This window comes from Citrobacter sp. Cpo147 (genome assembly GCF_030332405.1).
GTDB lineage: Bacteria > Pseudomonadota > Gammaproteobacteria > Enterobacterales > Enterobacteriaceae > Citrobacter > Citrobacter portucalensis.
This window is the reverse complement of record NZ_JAOWHX010000031.1, coordinates 189174-207599: the sequence shown is the minus strand read 5'-3', so window position 1 is coordinate 207599 and position 18426 is coordinate 189174. Positions and strand designations below refer to the sequence as shown.

The 18426-nt window shown below is 54.2% G+C and carries 15 protein-coding genes; 9 read left to right on the top strand and 6 right to left on the bottom strand.

What is annotated here, in order from left to right; genetic code table 11:
• Positions 1–37: 37 nt before the first annotated feature.
• Positions 38–736 carry an esterase gene (gene ypfH / locus OGY06_RS10815; RefSeq protein ID WP_063941697.1) on the top strand — a complete coding sequence of 233 codons (699 nt, stop codon included), beginning with the start codon at positions 38–40 and terminating at the stop codon, positions 734–736.
• 103 nt (positions 737–839) lie between these two features.
• Here ypfH and OGY06_RS10810 read toward each other — a convergent pair whose 3' ends face one another.
• The 3 genes from OGY06_RS10810 to OGY06_RS10800 are packed head-to-tail and all read right to left on the bottom strand — an operon-like array spanning position 840 to position 2555.
• Positions 840–1040, bottom strand: coding sequence for a YpfN family protein (locus OGY06_RS10810; protein WP_003835080.1), 201 nt, complete (start codon positions 1038–1040; stop codon positions 840–842).
• 27 nt (positions 1041–1067) lie between these two features.
• Entirely contained in the window at positions 1068–2195 is a 1128-nt protein-coding gene (dapE, locus tag OGY06_RS10805; protein WP_149335086.1) for a succinyl-diaminopimelate desuccinylase, read from the bottom strand.
• 3 nt (positions 2196–2198) lie between these two features.
• Positions 2199–2555: an ArsC family reductase gene (locus OGY06_RS10800; protein ID WP_003835078.1), complete on the bottom strand. Its 357-nt coding sequence runs from the start codon at positions 2553–2555 to the stop codon at positions 2199–2201.
• A gap of 389 nt (positions 2556–2944) precedes the next feature.
• On the opposite strand from OGY06_RS10800, the gene ypfM reads away from it, so the two are divergent.
• Positions 2945–3004, top strand: coding sequence for a protein YpfM (gene ypfM, locus OGY06_RS10795; protein ID WP_001386977.1), 60 nt, complete (start codon positions 2945–2947; stop codon positions 3002–3004).
• A 75-nt stretch (positions 3005–3079) separates the two neighbouring features.
• On the opposite strand, the gene acrD is transcribed toward ypfM, so the two are convergent.
• Both acrD and narQ read right to left on the bottom strand, forming a co-directional pair.
• Positions 3080–6193: a multidrug efflux RND transporter permease AcrD gene (gene acrD, locus OGY06_RS10790; RefSeq protein WP_003835076.1), complete on the bottom strand. Its 3114-nt coding sequence runs from the start codon at positions 6191–6193 to the stop codon at positions 3080–3082.
• A gap of 184 nt (positions 6194–6377) precedes the next feature.
• A complete protein-coding gene (gene narQ, locus OGY06_RS10785) occupies positions 6378–8075 on the bottom strand; it encodes a nitrate/nitrite two-component system sensor histidine kinase NarQ (protein ID WP_003835075.1) in 1698 nt (565 codons plus the stop codon).
• Between the two features lie 260 nt (positions 8076–8335).
• Here narQ and aegA point away from each other — a divergent pair, with 260 nt between their 5' ends.
• The 3 genes from aegA (at position 8336) to OGY06_RS10770 (ending at position 12214) form a co-directional block, all read left to right on the top strand.
• Positions 8336–10315 (top strand): formate-dependent uric acid utilization protein AegA, encoded by a 1980-nt coding sequence (aegA, locus tag OGY06_RS10780; protein WP_197385630.1) that lies wholly within the window; start codon positions 8336–8338, stop codon positions 10313–10315.
• A gap of 156 nt (positions 10316–10471) precedes the next feature.
• Positions 10472–11047, top strand: a complete 576-nt coding sequence (gene nudK / locus OGY06_RS10775; RefSeq protein WP_003835070.1) for a GDP-mannose pyrophosphatase NudK — start codon at positions 10472–10474, stop codon at positions 11045–11047.
• A 123-nt stretch (positions 11048–11170) separates the two neighbouring features.
• A complete protein-coding gene (locus OGY06_RS10770; protein ID WP_003835068.1) occupies positions 11171–12214 on the top strand; it encodes a DUF1176 domain-containing protein in 1044 nt (347 codons plus the stop codon).
• Here OGY06_RS10770 and tkt read toward each other — a convergent pair.
• Positions 12204–14198: a transketolase gene (tkt, locus tag OGY06_RS10765; protein WP_193134289.1), complete on the bottom strand. Its 1995-nt coding sequence runs from the start codon at positions 14196–14198 to the stop codon at positions 12204–12206. The two genes, OGY06_RS10770 and tkt, sit on opposite strands and share 11 nt — an antisense overlap.
• 280 nt (positions 14199–14478) lie before the next feature.
• Between tkt and maeB the strand changes: the two genes are divergently transcribed.
• The 4 genes from maeB (at position 14479) to eutQ (ending at position 18422) form a co-directional block, all read left to right on the top strand.
• Entirely contained in the window at positions 14479–16758 is a 2280-nt protein-coding gene (maeB, locus tag OGY06_RS10760) for an NADP-dependent oxaloacetate-decarboxylating malate dehydrogenase (RefSeq protein ID WP_003835063.1), read from the top strand.
• 160 nt (positions 16759–16918) lie between these two features.
• Positions 16919–17254, top strand: a complete 336-nt coding sequence (gene eutS / locus OGY06_RS10755) for an ethanolamine utilization microcompartment protein EutS (protein WP_003037995.1) — start codon at positions 16919–16921, stop codon at positions 17252–17254.
• Positions 17255–17266: 12 nt separating this feature from the next.
• Positions 17267–17746 carry an ethanolamine utilization acetate kinase EutP gene (eutP, locus tag OGY06_RS10750; protein WP_003037998.1) on the top strand — a complete coding sequence of 160 codons (480 nt, stop codon included), beginning with the start codon at positions 17267–17269 and terminating at the stop codon, positions 17744–17746.
• Entirely contained in the window at positions 17724–18422 is a 699-nt protein-coding gene (gene eutQ / locus OGY06_RS10745) for an ethanolamine utilization acetate kinase EutQ (RefSeq protein WP_003835059.1), read from the top strand. Before eutP ends, eutQ begins: the two co-directional genes overlap by 23 nt.
• The last annotated feature ends 4 nt before the right edge of the window (positions 18423–18426 follow it).

Here is an 18426-nt window from a genome sequence, read left to right as displayed (position 1 = left end):
CGGCGTAGAATGATTCTCATCAGCTAAGGAGACCGCCATGAAACATGACCATTTTGTTGTTCAAAGTCCCGAAAAACCCGCTCAACAGCTACTGCTGCTGTTTCATGGCGTCGGCGATAATCCGGTTGCCATGGGTGAAATTGGCACCTGGTTTGCGCCGCTGTTTCCGGATGCGCTAATCGTTAGCATTGGCGGGGCAGAGCCTTACGGGACGACGTCCGGACGTCAGTGGTTTTCGGTGCAGGGCGTAACAGAAGAGAGTCGTCAGGCACGCGTTGACGCCATAATGCCGGTGTTTATCGAAACCGTGCGTTACTGGCAGAAGCACAGCGGCGTTTCGCCGCAGGCAACCGCGCTGATTGGCTTTTCTCAGGGGGCGATTATGTCACTTGAGAGCATCAAAGCTGAGCCGGGGCTGGCATCGCGGGTCATCGCCTTCAATGGCCGCTATGCCACCTTGCCAGAGGCTGCAACCACCGCGACGACGGTGCATTTGATTCACGGTGGTGAAGACCGGGTAATTGAGTTATCTCATGCCGTTGCCGCGCAGGAAGCGTTAATGCGCGCTGGTGGAGACGTGACGCTGGATATCGTCGAAAATCTGGGGCACGCCATTGATGAACGCAGCATGCAGTTTGCGCTCGATCATCTGCGTTTTACCGTACCGAAGCACTACTTTGATGAAGCGCTGAGCGGCGGTAAGCCTCACGATGATGATGTGATTGCCATGATCTGATTGATCACCGTAGGCCGGATAAAACGCGAAGCGTTGCCATCCGGCACGTAATGCCCGGTGGCGCTAACGCTTACCGGGCCTACGGGACTTATCTGCCTATTAATTATTTCTTCGGTTGGTCCTTATTCGGCCAATCGTCGTCGTCATCCCATTTATCGTTAAAGTCACGATGCGGGGGAAGCTCCGGCTTGTTGGCAAGAAATTTCTTGTGATCGACGCGCTTGAGATCTTTAATCACGTTCAGCAGCACGCCTACCAGAAACACCAACACCAGAATCCACCAATATTTTGCCAGCCAGTCCATGCTCATTTCCTCTTATAGGAACACTCATCAGGCGACGAGTTGCTCCATGATACGTTGATACATACGGGCAAGCAGCTGCAGGTCGGCGGCATTAACACATTCATTAATTTTATGAATAGTGGCGTTGACCGGCCCAAGTTCTACTACCTGCGCCCCCATGCGGGCAATAAAACGCCCGTCGGACGTCCCGCCTGTAGTCAGTAACTGCGGTTTAATCTCATTATAGTGCTCAATGGCGTTCACCACTGCATCCACCAGTTTACCGCGTTCGGTCAGGAACGGCTGACCGGAAAGCCACCAGTCGACGGTATAACGAAGCTGATATTTCTCCAGCAGCGCGTGAACCCGTGCTTTAATCATCTCATCGGTCAGCTCAGTGCTGAAACGGAAGTTGAACTGGATAAACAGTTCTCCAGGGATAACGTTGTTGCTGCCGGTTCCAGCCTGGATATTGGCAATCTGCATGCTGGTCGCCGGGAAGAATTCGTTACCCTGATCCCACTCGATCGCCACCAGTTCGTTGAGCATGGGGGCCGCGCGGTGTACCGGGTTATCGGCCAGATGCGGATAGGCTACGTGGCCCTGCACGCCGTGAATGGTCAGGTTGCAGGTCAGTGAACCACGACGTCCATTTTTCACCACGTCGCCAACGATTTCCGTGCTGGATGGCTCACCCACCAGGCAATAATCCAGTCGTTCATTACGCGCCATCAGCGCTTCAACCACCTTCACGGTGCCGTTTTTGGCGCTGGCTTCTTCGTCAGACGTTATCAAAAAGGCCAGACGACCCTGATGGTTTGGATGCTGGGCGACAAAACGTTCTGCGGCCACGACCATCGCCGCCAGTGAACCCTTCATATCGGCAGCGCCACGCCCGAACAACATGCCATCGCGAATGGTCGGTTCGAACGGTGGATTGATCCAGCGATCGACATCGCCGGCAGGCACTACGTCGGTGTGACCGGCAAATGCCAGGGTCTCACCTTTACCGCGCCATGCCCAAAAATTCTGTGTGTCACCAAAGTCCATTCGCTCAACGGTAAAACCTACCGCGCGCAGGCGTTCAATCATTAACGCCTGGCACCCGGCATCATCCGGGCTCAGGGAAGGACGGCGAATAAGCTGCTGTGTCAGCTCAATGACCGGGCACGACATAGACTACACCTCATTAAAAAACAGAGTATAACTGGATTCACTGAAACCAAGCAGCATAGGCTTACCCGGCGCGCAGAGCAATGGGCGTTTGATAATTGCTGGCATTTCAATCATCAACGCGGCGGCGGAAGCCGCATCGGTGATTTGACTGCGCGTGGATTCATCGAGTTTACGCCAGGTGGTTCCACGCGTATTGAGCAGCGCCTCCCAACCTAATTCGCTGATAAAGGACTGTAATAGCGTGTTGTCCAGACCGTCGACGCGATAATCATGAAATCGGTAGTCAATACCTTGAGCCTCCAACCAGCGTCTGGCTTTTTTAATCGTGTCGCAATTCTTAATGCCGTAGAGGGTGATCATTTGAATCCTTATTGACGTAATTTGAATATTTATTCTTTTATTCTGTGGCAATGAATAATACATATTGTCATTCAATCGTTATAGAAAAATATAACATTGTTGAACAACAGTGAATAATGATTCCTGAAAGCTCCAAAAAATACCGTATAACTAAAAATCAGAATCTGCCTGTTTGCATCAGCCTGTTTTTCCATCAGAATTGCAAAAGTAGTAGATGATGTATGAATATTTCAAAATATTGCAGTAAGTCACATAAAATTTATGGGTATAGCGCATAGTGATCACATAAACCCCAAACACTGGAGGAATCAATCGCAACCATCGGTTAAATTGCCTTCTTTTAATGATGATGATTTCGTAGAATGCCCATAATAATAAGAGAGGTTGTTATGATTGAACGTGAACTGGGGAACTGGAAAGACTTTATCGAAGTGATGCTTCGTAAATAATTTTCTGGAAGAAATTCATATCCTGTAAAGGATAAAAAAAGGCGACTCAACGTAAGTCGCCTTTTTTGTGCCCGATTATTCTGGGCGTGGCTTCAATGGGAAGCGTCTGCGCACCAGCACAAAGAACAGGGGAACGAAGTAAATCGCCAGAATTGTGGCTGAAATCATCCCGCCCATTACGCCAGTCCCCACCGCATGTTGACCGCCAGAACCAGCGCCACTGCTGATGGTCATCGGCAGCACCCCGAAGATAAACGCCAGTGAGGTCATCAGGATTGGGCGTAAACGTTGGCGACAAGCATGGAGCGTGGCGTCGAGCAGATCGTGTCCTTTCTCGTTCATCTCATTGGCGAATTCAACAATCAATATTGCGTTCTTCGCCGATAGCCCGATAACGGTAAGTAACCCGACCTGGAAATAAACATCGTTTTCCAGGCCGCGCATCCAGGTCGCCAGTAGCGCGCCAATAACCCCCAACGGCACGACCAGCATGACGGAGAAGGGTACCGACCAGCTTTCATACAGGGCCGCCAGACACAGGAATACCACCAGCAGAGAAATGGCGTACAGGGCGGGGGCCTGAGAACCCGACAGCCGTTCCTGATAGGACATCGCCGTCCATTCGAGGCCGAACCCGGTCGGCAACTGGCGCACCAACGATTCCATTATGTCCATTGCCGTACCGGTACTGACGCCCGGCGCGGCTTCGCCGACAATCTCGACCGCGGAGTAGCCGTTATAGCGCTCCAGACGTGGTGAACCGGTTTCCCAGCGTGAAGTCGCAAAGGCCGAGAAAGGCACCATGCCACCGTTGTTATTGCGTACGTACCACAGGTTGATGTCGTCCGGGAGCATGCGATATTTTGCTGCCGCCTGCACGTAAACCTTCTTCACACGGCCCCGGTCCATAAAGTCATTGACGTAGCTGGAACCCCAGGCCGTTTGCAATGTGTCGTTGATGTCGTCGATGGAAACGCCCAGCGCCTGGGCTTTGCGCTGATCGATATCAATTTGCAACTGCGGGCTGTCGTCCAGACCGTTATGACGAACGCGGGTCAGGGAGGTGTCTTTCCCGGCCAATTCAATGAGTTTGTCGCGCGCAGCCATTAACGCATCATGGCCCGCACCGGCGTGATCCTGCAGCTCCATATCGAAACCGGCAGAGCTTCCGAGGCCGCTGATAGCCGGAGGGCTGCTGGCGAAGACGCGGGCTTCTTTAATCTTATTAAAGGCTTTGGTCGCACGTTCGATGATGGCGAAAGAGGTTCCGGTAGTGGTGTCGCGCTCATCCCAGTCTTTTAAGCGGACAAACATACGCGCCACGTTTTGACCGTTCCCGCCAGGGCCAGAACCGACCGTGGAAAAGACTGACATAATGTTGTCTTTCTCATGGGTGAAGTAATACTTCTCCACTTCCTCAACCACTTTCAATGTTTGCTGCTGCGTGGAGCCGCTGGGCAACTGTACCGAGGTGGTAAACATGCCGCGGTCTTCCAGCGGCAGGAAGGAGGTTGGCAGGCGCAGGAACAGGAAAACCATCCCGCCGAGCAGCAGGCCGTAGATCAGTATCCAGCGCAGACTGCGGTGCAGAATTCTGGCAACGCCTTTTTCGTAGCGCTCGGCGTTGCGATTAAACATCCGGTTAAACCAGCCGAAGAAACCGGTTTGTCCGTGATGCTCGCCCTTATGCAGCGGTTTGAGCAGGGTGGCGCACAGAGCGGGGGTCAGGATCATCGCCACCAGAACAGACAGCACCATAGCGGAGACGATAGTAATCGAGAACTGACGGTAAATAGCCCCGGTAGTGCCGCCGAAGAAGGCCATCGGGATAAACACCGCTGACAGCACCATGGCGATACCGACCAGCGCACCCTGGATTTGCCCCATCGATTTCCGTGTCGCTTCCCGCGGAGAGAGTCCTTCCTCACTCATAATACGCTCGACGTTTTCCACTACCACAATGGCGTCATCGACCAGCAGGCCGATCGCCAGCACCATCGCAAACATCGTCAAGGTATTAACGCTATAGCCAAAGGCGTAAAGCACGGAGAAGGTACCCATCAGGACGACGGGAACGGCGATGGTGGGAATCAGCGTGGCGCGGAAGTTTTGCAGGAACAGGTACATCACGAGGAATACCAGCGCGATCGCTTCCAGCAGGGTTTTTACCACGTCAATGATTGAGGCTTTGACAAAGGAGGTGGTTTCATATGCCACCTTATATTCCAGCCCGTGCGGAAAATATTGCGACAGCTCGTTCAGACGGTTGATAACCAGCTCCGCCGTCGCCATTTCATTGGCGCCGGAGGCCAGCTTCACGCCCAGGCCGGAGGCAGGATTTCCATTAAAGCGGCTGAGGTAATCATACTTTTCAGCACCCATTTCGACCGTCGCCACATCGCCCAGTTTAACTTCTGAGCCATCCTGGTTGACGCGTAGCGTAATGGCGCGGAATTCATCCGGAGTCTGTAGTAGCGACTGGGCGTTGATCGTCGCGTTCAGCGCCTGCTTGTCCACCGAAGGCGTACCGCCAAGTTGTCCGACGGCAATCTGCGCATTCTGTGACTCGATAGCGTCGGTCACATCTTTAGCGGTCATCTGGAAACTGTTCAGTTTGGCCGGGTCAAGCCAGATACGCATGGAGTACTGTGAGCCGTAAGCGTCAATATCTCCCACGCCGTTAATACGGCTAAGCGGATCCTGAATGTTACTGGCGACATAGTCGGCGATGTCCTGCTTATCCATTGAGCCATCGGTGGAGACAAAGGCGATAGTCAGAATATTGGTGTCCCCGGTCTTACGCACCGTGACCCCCTGATCCTGTACCGCCTGCGGCAGTTTACGCATTGCCGATTGCAGTTGGTTTTGCACCTGCTGGACGGCCTCGTCAGGATCGGTTCCCGCAACAAAGCTCAACGTAACCGTCGCCTGACCTGTCCCGCTGCTCTGCGATGACATGTACATCAGGTTATCGAGACCGGTCATGTTCTGCTCGATAACCTGGGTGACGGTGTTTTCCAGAGTCTGAGCCGAAGCGCCGGGATAGTTGGCGGTGACCCGCACGTTTGGCGGTGCCAGATCGGGATATTGCTCAACGGGCAGTGAAAAAATAGCCAGGGCTCCTGTCAGGCACAACAGGATAGCTAACACCCAGGCAAAAATGGGGCGATCGATGAAAAAATTCGCCATTAAAAGAGGACCTCGTGTTTCTGCGTATCGTTATGGGTATGGCTTGCTTCACTTTAGCGGCAAGGTACGGGTCAAACGTGGAGAAAAAAAGAAGATAATGTAAATTATCATGCCCGTTTACAGCATACCTTTCGTGCCAACGCCGTCAGGCCTGGATCCAGACTCGACGGCGCTTTGCGGTTCTTTACGTTAGCTCACTGTCTGATTCAGCCGAACGGAAACTGATGCTCACCAACGTTCCCCCTCCGGAAGGTTGAGAGAAGGTCAACGTGCCGCTTAGTCTTTCCGCCCGCTCACGCATAATATTGAGTCCATAGTGCCCTGTAGGCTCATGCGGCTCGCCAATGCCGATGCCGTTATCGCGGATATAAACCGTGTGGTTGCCGTCCGGAGCCGTTACGCAGCTGACGGCAATTTCGCTCGCACTCGCATGCTTAATGGCGTTCAGCACCGCTTCACGGATGATCTGCAACAGATGCACCTGCATTTGCGCATCCAACGCTAGCGTGGGTAACCGACAGTCGAGTGTGAGTTTAGCTGAGGTTTGATTTTGCAGCGTTTCCAACATTTCATGCAGGGCGGAGGGTAAGTCTGCCTGCTGTAAGGTCAGACGGAAGGTGGTGAGCAGTTCGCGTAGCTGACGGTAGGCATCGTTCAGCGCCTGAGAGAAATCCGCCATAATGCTTTGCGCCGGGGCGTTATCTTCCGGAATTGAACGCTTCAGCAGCGTGAGCTGAATGCGTAAATAAGAGAGCACCTGCGCCAGCGAGTCGTGCAGCTCGCGTGCAATTGTCGCTCGCTCCTCCATTAACAACAGCTGCTGAAAATGTTTTTGCGCCTGGTTGAAGTACAACCCACGTCCCAGCATCGAGGAGACGCTGTTGAGCAGCGGAGTAGAAGCACTGACGTTTGGACTTTGCCAGTGCAGTTCGCCGTAGACGGTTTCCTGCATGGTGACAGGCAGGATCTGCATCGGCAGCTCGAGGCTTTTAGTCCCTTCGCTAATCCGCCAGTTATCACCGACGGTGAGTTCAAGGAAATACGCGGCGTCATGTTCGCGGACGATCTGTAAAATATGGCGGAAGCAGTGCACGTCAATCTGGCTGGTATTTAACGCCTGGGAGCACTGATACAACACCTCCAGACGGCGATTGGCTTCGTGGAGATCGTGAGTTTTCTCGGCCACAGACGCTTCCAGCGAACGATACAGCTTGTGTAATTCACTCGACATCTGGCTAAACGTTTTGCCCAGCAATCCCAGTTCATTGGGCAAACCGGTATCCAGCGGTGGGATATCAAACTGACCGTGTTCAATTTGCTGACTGGCCATCACCAGTTTATTCAGCGGACGCACCACCTGCTGGCGAATGCGCCGCAGGGTAAAGAAGACGAGGGTGAATATGCCTATCCCGCCCGCCAGCGAGATGCCAAATACCAGCATCACTTTGCGTTCGGCATAATGCTGCAACGCCAGCACGAAGAGATCGATCTGATCGACGTAGTTGTTGATGTTGGCCTGGTACCATTTCAAATCGCCGTCGACCAGGCGTGCGTTCATTTCCAGCCAGTTAGCATGCAGACGTCCATAGCGGCTTTTTACCGCTTGTGGCACATACCACGCGTTCAGATTCTGTAGTGCTGGCGAGTTTAGCGCCTGCTGGAAAAGCTGGCGGTGGGCGTTAAGCTGCGGGCTCTGGCTTTGTAGATCGTAACCCAGACGGTAGCTTTGCATGCGCAACGAGCCAGCAACGTTGATGGCTTCGGCATCTCGCAAGCTGCTGGTCAGCGTGAGCAGCGCAATACCCGTTGAGAGAATTGACAGCAGCACTATGTAGAAAAAAGCTTTAGCCAGACTGGCCGAGACCGGACGCTTTACCGTCACTTGTGCATCCTCACACAATACACGTCGCGCCTGAAAACAGCGTGAACGATGCGGTGTATTTGATAAATGTTAATAAAACGCCATGAAACTGGATGGTAACTGAAACACAATTTCATATGCGATGAAATAAATTGATCTGCCACAGGTTCTGGATAAATAGTTGTGCTTCCTGGGCAAATGAACATTGCCGCTTCCTTCCGTGTCGGTTAATAACACTCTTATAAAGAATAAGGTTTTTGCAACCAAAAAAGAAGGAAGCCATGAATCGTTTTATTATGGTCAATAGCCAGCAGTGCCTGGGATGCCATGCCTGTGAGGTCGCCTGCGTCATGGCTCACAATGGCGAACAGCATGTCCTGGACCAACGGCATTTTCAGCCCCGAATTACCGTCATTAAGCATCAGCAGCAGCGCAGCGCGGTGACCTGTCACCACTGCGAAGATGCACCCTGCGCCAGAAGTTGCCCAAACGGGGCAATTAGCCATGATAACGACAGCGTTCAGGTGAACTCACAAAAGTGCATTGGCTGCAAATCGTGCGTCGTTGCCTGTCCTTTCGGCACGATGCAGATCGTACTCACTCCCGTCGCCAAAGGGAAGGTGAAAGCTACCGCGCACAAATGCGATCTGTGCCAGGGGCGTGAACAGGGACCCGCCTGCGTAGAGAACTGTCCGGCGCAGGCGTTACAGCTGGTGACGGAAAATTCGCTTACCGGTCTGTCAAAAGCGCGCAGGCTGCGTACCGCAAGTCTGGAAAGCCAGCCATGGCATGCCAGCACTACCGATTTTGTTCCACATGTCATCACTAAACGTGAGCAAATGCAGGCGACGCCTGCGCGTGGTGAACCGGATAAACTGGCGATTGAAGCCCGGAAAACCAGCTTTGAAGAGATCTATCTGCCGTTTCGTACGGCACAGGCGGAGCGCGAAGCCTCTCGCTGCCTGAAATGCGGCGACCACAGTATCTGCGAATGGACCTGTCCACTGCATAACCACATTCCGCAGTGGATTGAACTGGTCAAAGCCGGGAATATCGACGCGGCGGTTGAGCTTTCTCACCAGACCAACTGCCTGCCGGAGGTGACCGGACGCGTTTGCCCGCAGGATCGACTCTGCGAAGGGGCATGCACGGTGCGTAGCGAGCATGGCGCAGTCACCATCGGTAATATTGAGCGTTACATCTCCGATCGGGCGCTGAGTAAAGGATGGCGACCGGACTTAAGCCATGTGCAGAAAGTGGACAAGCGTGTTGCCATCATCGGTGCGGGTCCGGCGGGTCTGGCCTGTGCGGATGTGCTGGCGCGCAGCGGCGTCAGCGCCACCGTTTACGATCGCCATCCTGAAATTGGCGGTTTGCTGACGTTCGGTATTCCGGCCTTCAAGCTGGACAAATCGCTGCTGGCGCGTCGCCGTGAAATCTTCAGCGCCATGGGCATTCATTTTGAACTTAACTGTGAAGTGGGTAAGGATGTCGCGCTTGAAAAGCTGCTGGAGGATTACGATGCCGTGTTCGTGGGCGTAGGAACCTATCGTTCCATGAAGGCGGACCTGCCAAATGAAGATGCGCCTGGCGTGTATGATGCGCTGCCGTTCCTGATTGCCAACACCAAGCAGGTGATGGGGCTGGAGGAACTGCCTGAAGAACCGTTTATCGATACCGCCGGACTAAACGTGGTTGTGCTGGGCGGAGGCGATACGGCAATGGACTGTGTGCGAACCGCCCTGCGTCATGGCGCAAGCCAGGTGACCTGCGCCTATCGTCGTGATGAAGCCAACATGCCCGGCTCAAAAAAAGAGGTGAAGAACGCCCGGGAAGAGGGGGCAAGCTTCGAGTTTAACGTCCAGCCGGTTGAGCTGGTGCTGCATGCCGATGGGCGAGTCAGCGGCGTGCGTTTCTTACGAACCCAACTTGGCGAACCTGATGCGCAGGGCCGTCGTCGCCCGGTTCCCATCGCCGGGAGTGAGTTTGTTATGCCCGCAGATGCGGTGATCATGGCGTTTGGCTTTCACCCACACGGCATGCCGTGGCTGGAGTCGCATGGCGTTAAGGTCGATAACTGGGGGCGCATTGCCGCCGATGTTGAAAGTGCATACCGTTATCAAACCAGTAACCCGAAAATCTTTGCCGGTGGTGACGCTGTACGCGGTGCAGACCTGGTGGTGACGGCTATGGCGGAAGGGCGGCATGCTGCCCAGGGGATCGTCGACTGGCTGGGCGTAAAATCAGTCAAATCTCATTAATCGGCGAGCAGGCCGGATAAAACGCGTTAGCGTTGCCATCCGGCAATGTGCCGCATGAATGCCTGATGGCGCTTTGCTTATCAGGCCTACATTGTTCCAAGACAAACCCGGTTTCACGGCGTAGTATTATTTCTCACTTCTTGCTGTGGAGCCGGTATGTCGCAAAAAATTACCCTCATCAAAGATAAAGTCCTTTCCGATAACTACTTCGTCCTGCGCAATATCACTTATGACCTGACCCGTAAGAATGGAGAGGTGATCCGTCACAAACGTGAGGTTTACGATCGTGGCAACGGCGCCACAATCCTGCTGTATAACCCGGAGAAGAAAACGGTGGTGCTCATCCGCCAGTTTCGCGTTGCGACATGGGTCAACGGTAACGAAGACGGTCAACTGATTGAAACCTGCGCCGGGCTGCTGGATAACGACGAACCGGAAGCGTGCATTCGCAAAGAGGCGATTGAAGAGACCGGCTTTGAAGTGGGTGAAGTACGTAAACTGTTTGAGCTATACATGTCGCCGGGCGGTGTGACGGAAATAATCCACTTCTTCATCGCACAATACAGTGACAGCCAGCGTGCAAACGCGGGTGGCGGCGTGGAAGATGAAGATATTGAAGTTCTGGAACTGCCGTTCACACAGGCGCTGGAAATGATCAAAACAGGTGAGATCCGTGACGGTAAAACAGTGCTATTACTGAACTATTTGCAGTCATCGCATCTCATGGACTAATGCGCGGGATTTATATTTCTTTACAAATTTACGGCCAATCCGACGATTCTTATTGAGCCACATCAGTCGCGCAAGGAAGATACCGCTTAGGCTGTGTGTTTTGACTTCGGAGTTGTACCGTCCATGCGCTATCGCGTTATTCTCCTTTTCCTGCTCGGGTTGCTACCCGCCCGTTTGCTGTGGGCTGCGCCCGCGCAACAGGCGTTTTCTGACTGGCAGGTGACGTGTAATAACCAAAATTTTTGCGTGGCGCGCAATACCGGGGAGCACCACGGCCTGGTCATGACCTTGAGCCGCAGCGCCGGGGCACATACCGATGCCGTGTTGCGTATTGAGCTGGGCGGGCTGGAATCGTCCAGCGTCAAAGAGAGCGATATTGCGCCGCGTCTGCTGTTGGATGGTGCGCCACTCTCGCTGAGCGGCGAACATTGGCGCATAACTCCCTGGCAGCTGACGACCGATGATCCCGCCACCATCAGCGCATTTTTACAAACCGTACAGGACGCGAAGGCGATTACCCTGCAAAAAGGTGCGCAAAACCTTTCGCTGGTCGGGCTAAAAGCCGCGTTGTTGTTTATCGACGCCCAGCAAAAACGGGTGGGGAGCGAAACCGCATGGATTGAAAAAGGTGACGAGCCTCCGCTCAGCGTACCCCCGGCCCCCGCGCTGAAAGGTGTAGCGGTCATTAATCCAACGCCAACGCCTCTCACACAGCAGGAGCGCAGTGAACTGCTGGACTATGGTAACTGGCGGATCAACGGTATTCGCTGCTCTATCGATCCGCTGCGTCGCGAGATGCGCGTCACGGCCCTAACGGATGATAAAGCGCTGCTGATGATTGGCTGTGAGGCCGGGGCGTATAACACCATCGATCTGGCGTGGGTGGTTTCACGTACGACTCCGTTGACTTCACGCGCGGTACGGTTAAACCTGCCGTTTAAAACGGATGCAGAAAGTCGCGATATGGAGCTGACCAACGCGACGTTTGACGAGAAGTCGCGGGAGCTGGTCACCCTCGCTAAAGGGCGAGGGTTGGCAGATTGCGGTATCCAGACCCGCTGGCGCTACGACGGGCAACGTTTTCGCCTGGTGCGCTATGCCCAGGAGCCAAGCTGCGATAACTGGCATGGGCCAGATGCCTGGCCCACATTGTGGATCACGCGTTAAGCACCTTGTGCGCTTTGTCGACGATGTTATCTACCGTAAAGCCGAAGAACGGGAACAGCTTGTCCGCCGGAGCCGACTCCCCATAACCCGTCATCCCAACAATTGCCCCTTTCAGCCCGACATATTTGTACCAGTAGTCGGCAATCCCTGCTTCTACCGCCACACGCGCGCTGACGTTTGCTGGCAGGACCGATTCCCGGTACGCCTCATCCTGGGCGTCGAAGATATCGGTTGAGGGCAGAGAAACCACCCGCACGTTACGACCTTCGCCGGTCAGTTTTTCCGCTGCCAGTAGCGTGATTTCCATTTCTGAACCGGTAGCAATCAAAATAACATCCGGCTTACCGCCGCCATCCTTCAGCACATAGCCGCCGCGGGCAATTTGCTGTACCTGCTCAGGCGTGCGCTCAACTTGCGCCAGATTCTGCCGCGAGAGGATCAGCGCGGTTGGCCCGTCGTGACGTTCGACTGCCAGCTTCCAGCCTACCGCCGCCTCAACCTGATCGCATGGTCGCCAGGTGCTGAAATTAGGCGTCAGACGCAGGCTGGCGAGCTGTTCAACGGCCTGGTGCGTAGGACCATCTTCCCCCAGACCAATTGAGTCGTGGGTATAAACCATGATTTGTCGGGCTTTCATCAGCGCCGCCATGCGCGCAGCATTACGGGCATATTCGACAAACATCAGGAACGTAGCGGTGTACGGTACGAAGCCCCCGTGGTGCGCGATACCGTTGGCAATCGCGGTCATGCCAAATTCACGCACGCCGTAGTGGATGTAGTTTCCTGCATGATCCTCTTTAAGAGAGGAGGAGCCTTTCCAGATGGTCAGGTTGCTGGGGGCCAGATCCGCCGATCCGCCAAGCAGCTCAGGCAGTATAGGCCCGTAGGCGTTAAGGGTATTTTGCGAGGCCTTACGGGTGGCGATTTTGGCCGGATTAGCCTGCAGCTCGGTAATATATTTCTGGGTTGTTGCCTCCCACTCCTTCGGCAGTCCACCGCTCATCCGGCGAGTAAACTCTGCCGCCAGTTCCGGGTAGGCTTGTTGGTAAGCTGCGAATTTCTCCTTCCAGCCCTGTTGCACTTTTTCGCCTTTCTCGCGTGCGTCCCACGCCCGGTAAATCTCTTTGGGGATCTCAAAAGCAGGATGATGCCACCCCAGTTTCTGCCGGGTCAGCGCCACCTCTTCTTCGCCCAGCGCAGCGCCGTGCGCTTCCTCTTTTCCGGCTTTATTTGGTGAGCCAAAACCAATCACCGTGCGGCAGATAATCAGCGACGGTTTATCGGTAACAGCCTGCGCTTCCTGAATGGCTTTTTTCACCGCCTCAGGGTCATGACCGTCAATCTCGTGCACCACATGCCAGTGATAAGCCTCAAAGCGTTTTGCAGTATCGTCGGTAAACCAGCCGTCGGTTTCGCCATCAATCGAGATGCCGTTGTGATCGTAGAAGCCGATGAGTTTGCCAAGCCCCAACGTGCCCGCCAGCGAACAAGCCTCGTGTGAAATACCCTCCATCAGACAGCCGTCGCCCATAAAGACCCAGGTAAAGTGGTCAACAATCTCATGGTCTGGCTGGTTAAACTGCGCTGCCAGCGTTCGCTCGGCAATGGCCATGCCGACGGCGTTGGCTAACCCCTGGCCCAGCGGTCCGGTGGTGGTTTCCACGCCCGGTGTGTAGCCAATTTCCGGGTGACCTGGCGTTTTCGAATGGAGCTGACGGAAGTTCTTTAATTCTTCGATCGGCAGGTCGTAACCGGAAAGATGCAACAGGCTGTAAAGCAGCATTGAGGCGTGGCCGTTGGACAGAATAAACCGGTCACGATCGTACCAGGTGGGATCGGCCGGGTTATGGCGTAGAAAATCGTTCCACAGCACTTCGGCGATATCGGCCATCCCCATTGGTGCTCCAGGGTGGCCGGAGTTTGCTTTTTGGACGGCATCCATACTTAGCGCACGAATGGCATTGGCAAGCTCTTTACGGGTCATAGGAAATACTCCTTGAAAAGTAAAGTGTTAGATGCGTGTTGTGATTCACACTTTTGGGAAAATTGCGGCCGTTGTCAGCAAAAAGCATAGCAGACAAGCATGGTATTGCTGGATTAAGCAGGTAACATGGTTGTTATAAATTGATAACAAATTCTTTCTTTGAATGGTGAGAGTTTGGGGACCTTCAAAGTTTGTACCGTTGACTGAGGTGATAATGTGCGGCTCAGTAGAATGGTTACCCGCGCCACTTTTTTGATAGATACGTGAAAGGAACAACAAGATGGATGACCAGTTAAAACAAAGCGCCCTCGATTTCCACGAATTTCCGGTACCCGGTAAAATCCAGGTTTCTCCGACCAAGCCTCTGGCAACGCAGCGCGACCTGGCGCTGGCCTACTCGCCGGGCGTGGCTGCACCGTGTCTTGAAATTGAAAAGGACCCGCTGGCAGCCTACAAATACACCGCGCGCGGCAACCTGGTTGCGGTTATTTCCAACGGCACAGCGGTGCTGGGTCTCGGCAACATTGGCGCGTTGGCCGGCAAACCGGTGATGGAAGGTAAAGGCGTTCTGTTTAAGAAATTCGCCGGGATCGACGTGTTCGACATTGAAGTCGATGAACTCGATCCGGATAAGTTTATCAATGTGGTTGCGGCCCTGGAGCCCACGTTTGGCGGTATCAACCTCGAAGATATTAAAGCGCCAGAGTGCTTCTACATTGAGCAAAAACTGCGCGAACGCATGAATATTCCGGTCTTCCACGATGACCAGCACGGTACGGCAATCATCAGTACTGCCGCAATTCTGAACGGTCTGCGGGTGGTTGAGAAAAATATCTCTGACGTGCGCATGGTGGTGTCTGGTGCAGGTGCGGCGGCGATTGCCTGTATGAACCTGCTGGTAGCGCTGGGTATGCAGAAACACAATATTGTGGTCTGTGACTCCAAAGGCGTGATTTACAAAGACCGCGAACCGAACATGGCGGAAACCAAAGCGGCTTACGCGGTGGTGGATGATGGTAAGCGCACGCTGGATGATGTCATTGATGGCGCAGATATTTTCCTCGGCTGCTCCGGTCCGAAAGTGCTGACGCAGGAAATGGTTAAGAAGATGGCGCGTGCGCCAATGATTCTGGCACTCGCCAACCCGGAGCCGGAAATCCTGCCGCCGCTGGCAAAAGAGGTGCGTTCCGACGCCATCATCTGTACCGGTCGTTCAGACTACCCGAACCAGGTTAACAACGTCCTGTGCTTCCCGTTCATCTTCCGCGGTGCGCTGGACGTTGGTGCGACGGCCATCAACGAAGAGATGAAACTGGCGGCGGTGCACGCCATTGCTGAGCTGGCGCATGCCGAGCAGAGTGAAGTGGTGGCCTCTGCTTATGGCGATCAGGACCTGAGCTTCGGCCCGGAATACATCATTCCGAAACCGTTCGACCCGCGTCTGATCGTCAAAATCGCCCCTGCTGTAGCGAAAGCGGCGATGGACTCCGGCGTGGCAACGCGTCCGATTGCCGACTTTGACGCTTACATCGATAAGCTGACCGAGTTCGTCTACAAAACCAACCTGTTCATGAAGCCGATTTTCTCCCTGGCACGCAAAGCGCCGAAGCGCGTGGTGCTGACCGAAGGGGAAGAAGCGCGCGTACTGCACGCTACCCAGGAGCTGATCACGTTAGGGCTGGCGAAGCCGATCCTGATCGGTCGTCCAAGCGTTATTGAAATGCGCATCCAGAAACTGGGTCTGCAGATCAAAGCGGGCGTCGATTTTGAAATCGTCAACAATGAGTCCGATCCGCGCTTTAAAGAGTACTGGAGCGAGTACTACCAGATTATGAAGCGTCGTGGGATTACCCAAGAGCAGGCGCAGCGTGCGGTGATCGCCAACACCACGGTGATCGGCGCAATCATGGTACAGCGCGGCGAAGCGGATGCGATGATCTGCGGTACGATTGGCGACTACCATGAGCACTTCAGCGTGGTGAAAGAGGTATTTGGTCATCGCGACGGCGTGCATACTGCCGGGGCGATGAACGCCTTGCTGCTGCCAAGCGGTAACACCTTTATCGCCGATACCTACGTCAACGACGATCCTACGCCTGAGCAACTGGCGGAAATCGCCGTGATGGCGGCAGAGACCGTGCGTCGCTTTGGTATCGAACCGAAGGTGGCGTTGCTGTCGCACTCCAACTTTGGTTCCTCTAACTGTCCGTCGGCCAGCAAAATGCGCGACGCGCTGGAGCTGATTAAGGCGCGCGCGCCAGAGTTGATGATTGACGGCGAAATGCACGGCGACGCCGCGCTGGTGGAAAGCATCCGTAATGACCGCATGCCGGACAGTCCGTTGAAAGGCTCAGCGAATATTCTGGTGATGCCAAATATGGAAGCGGCCCGTATTAGTTACAACTTACTACGCGTTTCCAGTTCTGAAGGCGTAACGGTTGGCCCGGTGCTGATGGGGGTTGCGAAACCGGTTCACGTATTAACGCCGATCGCCTCTGTTCGTCGTATCGTTAATATGGTGGCGCTGGCGGTTGTAGAAGCCCAAACGCAGCCGCTGTAATTTCACTTTAATTTATTTCCGGCGCGGGTTTCTCCCGCGCCTTTTTATTTTCCCTTTCTTAGTGATCTACTTCACCTTTTAAACCTGGTTGCCGAATTTTGTTATTTACTCTGACAAAAAATTGCCACGATGAGGGCAGTTTTAGCGGAGGCGGTGAGCAATGGAAAAAGAACGCATTATTCAGGAATTTGTGCCGGGGAAACAGGTCACACTGGCGCATCTCATTGCGCACCCCGGCGAGGAATTAGCGAAAAAGATCGGCGTTCCCGAAGCGGGCGCTATCGGCATCATGACGCTGACGCCAGGCGAAACCGCGATGATTGCCGGTGACTTAGCCATGAAGGCGGCGGATGTACATATCGGTTTTCTCGATAGATTCAGCGGCGCACTGGTGATCTACGGTTCGGTAGGCGCAGTAGAAGAAGCGTTATTACAGACGGTAAGCGGTCTGGGTCGATTATTAAATTTCACTTTGTGCAACCTGACAAAAAGTTAATCAGAGGCGGCGATGAAACGTATTGCATTTGTCGGTACGGTGGGGGCGGGGAAAACAACGCTCTTTAATGCGCTACAGGGGAATTATTCCCTCGCCAGAAAAACACAGGCCGTGGAGTTTAATGAAAATGGCGATATCGATACGCCAGGGGAATATTTTAGCCATCCGCGCTGGTATCACGCCTTAATTACCACGCTGCAGGATGTCGATACGTTGATTTATATACACGCGGCAAATGATAAAGAAAGTCGCTTACCTGCCGGGCTGTTGGATATCGGCGCCAGTAAACGACAAATCGCCGTTATCAGTAAAACGGACATGCCGGATGCCGACGTCGCCGCAACGCGACAACTACTTCGCGGGATGGGGTTTCAGGAGCCGATTTTTGAGCTCAATAGCCATGACCCGCGCAGCGTGCAGCACCTGGTGGATTATCTGACTGAGCTCAGCCAAAAGGAGGAAAGGGCAGGTGAAAAAACTCATCACAGCTAATGATATTCGTGCGGCCCACGCACGCGGCGAACAGGAAATGTCGGTTGTTCTGCGCGCCAGCATCATCACCCCGGAGGCGCGCGAAGTTGCGGAGCTGCTGGGCGTTACCATCAGTGAATGCGAGGAATCCGCGTCAACTGCTGCTGTACCGGCGGCGGTTGATGATGGCAAAACGGAAAGCCAGCGCATTCGCGAAACCATCATTGCGCAGTTACCGGAAGGGCAGTTTACCGAAAGCCTGGTCGCCCAGCTGATGGACAAAGTTATGAAGGAGAAGCAGTCGCTGGAACAGGGCGGAATGCAGCCGAGCTTTAACTCGGTAACCGGCAAAGGCGGCGTCAAAGTCATCGACGGCAGCAGCGTGAAGTTTGGTCGTTTTGACGGCGCGCAGCCGCACTGCGTGGGCTTAACCGATCTGGTGACCGACCAGGACGGTAGCAGTATGGCCGCCGGGTTTATGCAGTGGGATAACGCCTTTTTCCCATGGACGCTGAACTACGACGAAATCGACATGATTCTGGAAGGCGAGCTGCACGTTCGCCACGAAGGCGAAACCATGATTGCAAAAGCCGGGGACGTCATGTTTATCCCGAAAGGTTCCAGCATCGAATTTGGTACGCCATCGACGGTGAAGTTTCTGTATGTGGCCTGGCCTGCGAACTGGCAGTCCTGCTAAGGCG

Coding starts and splice junctions, on each gene's coding strand:
- ypfH (WP_063941697.1), top strand. CDS start 38: ATGAAACATGACCATTTTGTTGTTCAAAGTCCCGAAAAACCCGCTCAA.
- acrD (WP_003835076.1), bottom strand. CDS start 6,193: ATGGCGAATTTTTTCATCGATCGCCCCATTTTTGCCTGGGTGTTAGCT.
- eutP (WP_003037998.1), top strand. CDS start 17,267: ATGAAACGTATTGCATTTGTCGGTACGGTGGGGGCGGGGAAAACAACG.
- OGY06_RS10800 (WP_003835078.1), bottom strand. CDS start 2,555: ATGATCACCCTCTACGGCATTAAGAATTGCGACACGATTAAAAAAGCC.
- nudK (WP_003835070.1), top strand. CDS start 10,472: ATGTCGCAAAAAATTACCCTCATCAAAGATAAAGTCCTTTCCGATAAC.
- OGY06_RS10810 (WP_003835080.1), bottom strand. CDS start 1,040: ATGGACTGGCTGGCAAAATATTGGTGGATTCTGGTGTTGGTGTTTCTG.
- tkt (WP_193134289.1), bottom strand. CDS start 14,198: ATGACCCGTAAAGAGCTTGCCAATGCCATTCGTGCGCTAAGTATGGAT.
- eutS (WP_003037995.1), top strand. CDS start 16,919: ATGGAAAAAGAACGCATTATTCAGGAATTTGTGCCGGGGAAACAGGTC.
- aegA (WP_197385630.1), top strand. CDS start 8,336: ATGAATCGTTTTATTATGGTCAATAGCCAGCAGTGCCTGGGATGCCAT.
- dapE (WP_149335086.1), bottom strand. CDS start 2,195: ATGTCGTGCCCGGTCATTGAGCTGACACAGCAGCTTATTCGCCGTCCT.
- OGY06_RS10770 (WP_003835068.1), top strand. CDS start 11,171: ATGCGCTATCGCGTTATTCTCCTTTTCCTGCTCGGGTTGCTACCCGCC.
- maeB (WP_003835063.1), top strand. CDS start 14,479: ATGGATGACCAGTTAAAACAAAGCGCCCTCGATTTCCACGAATTTCCG.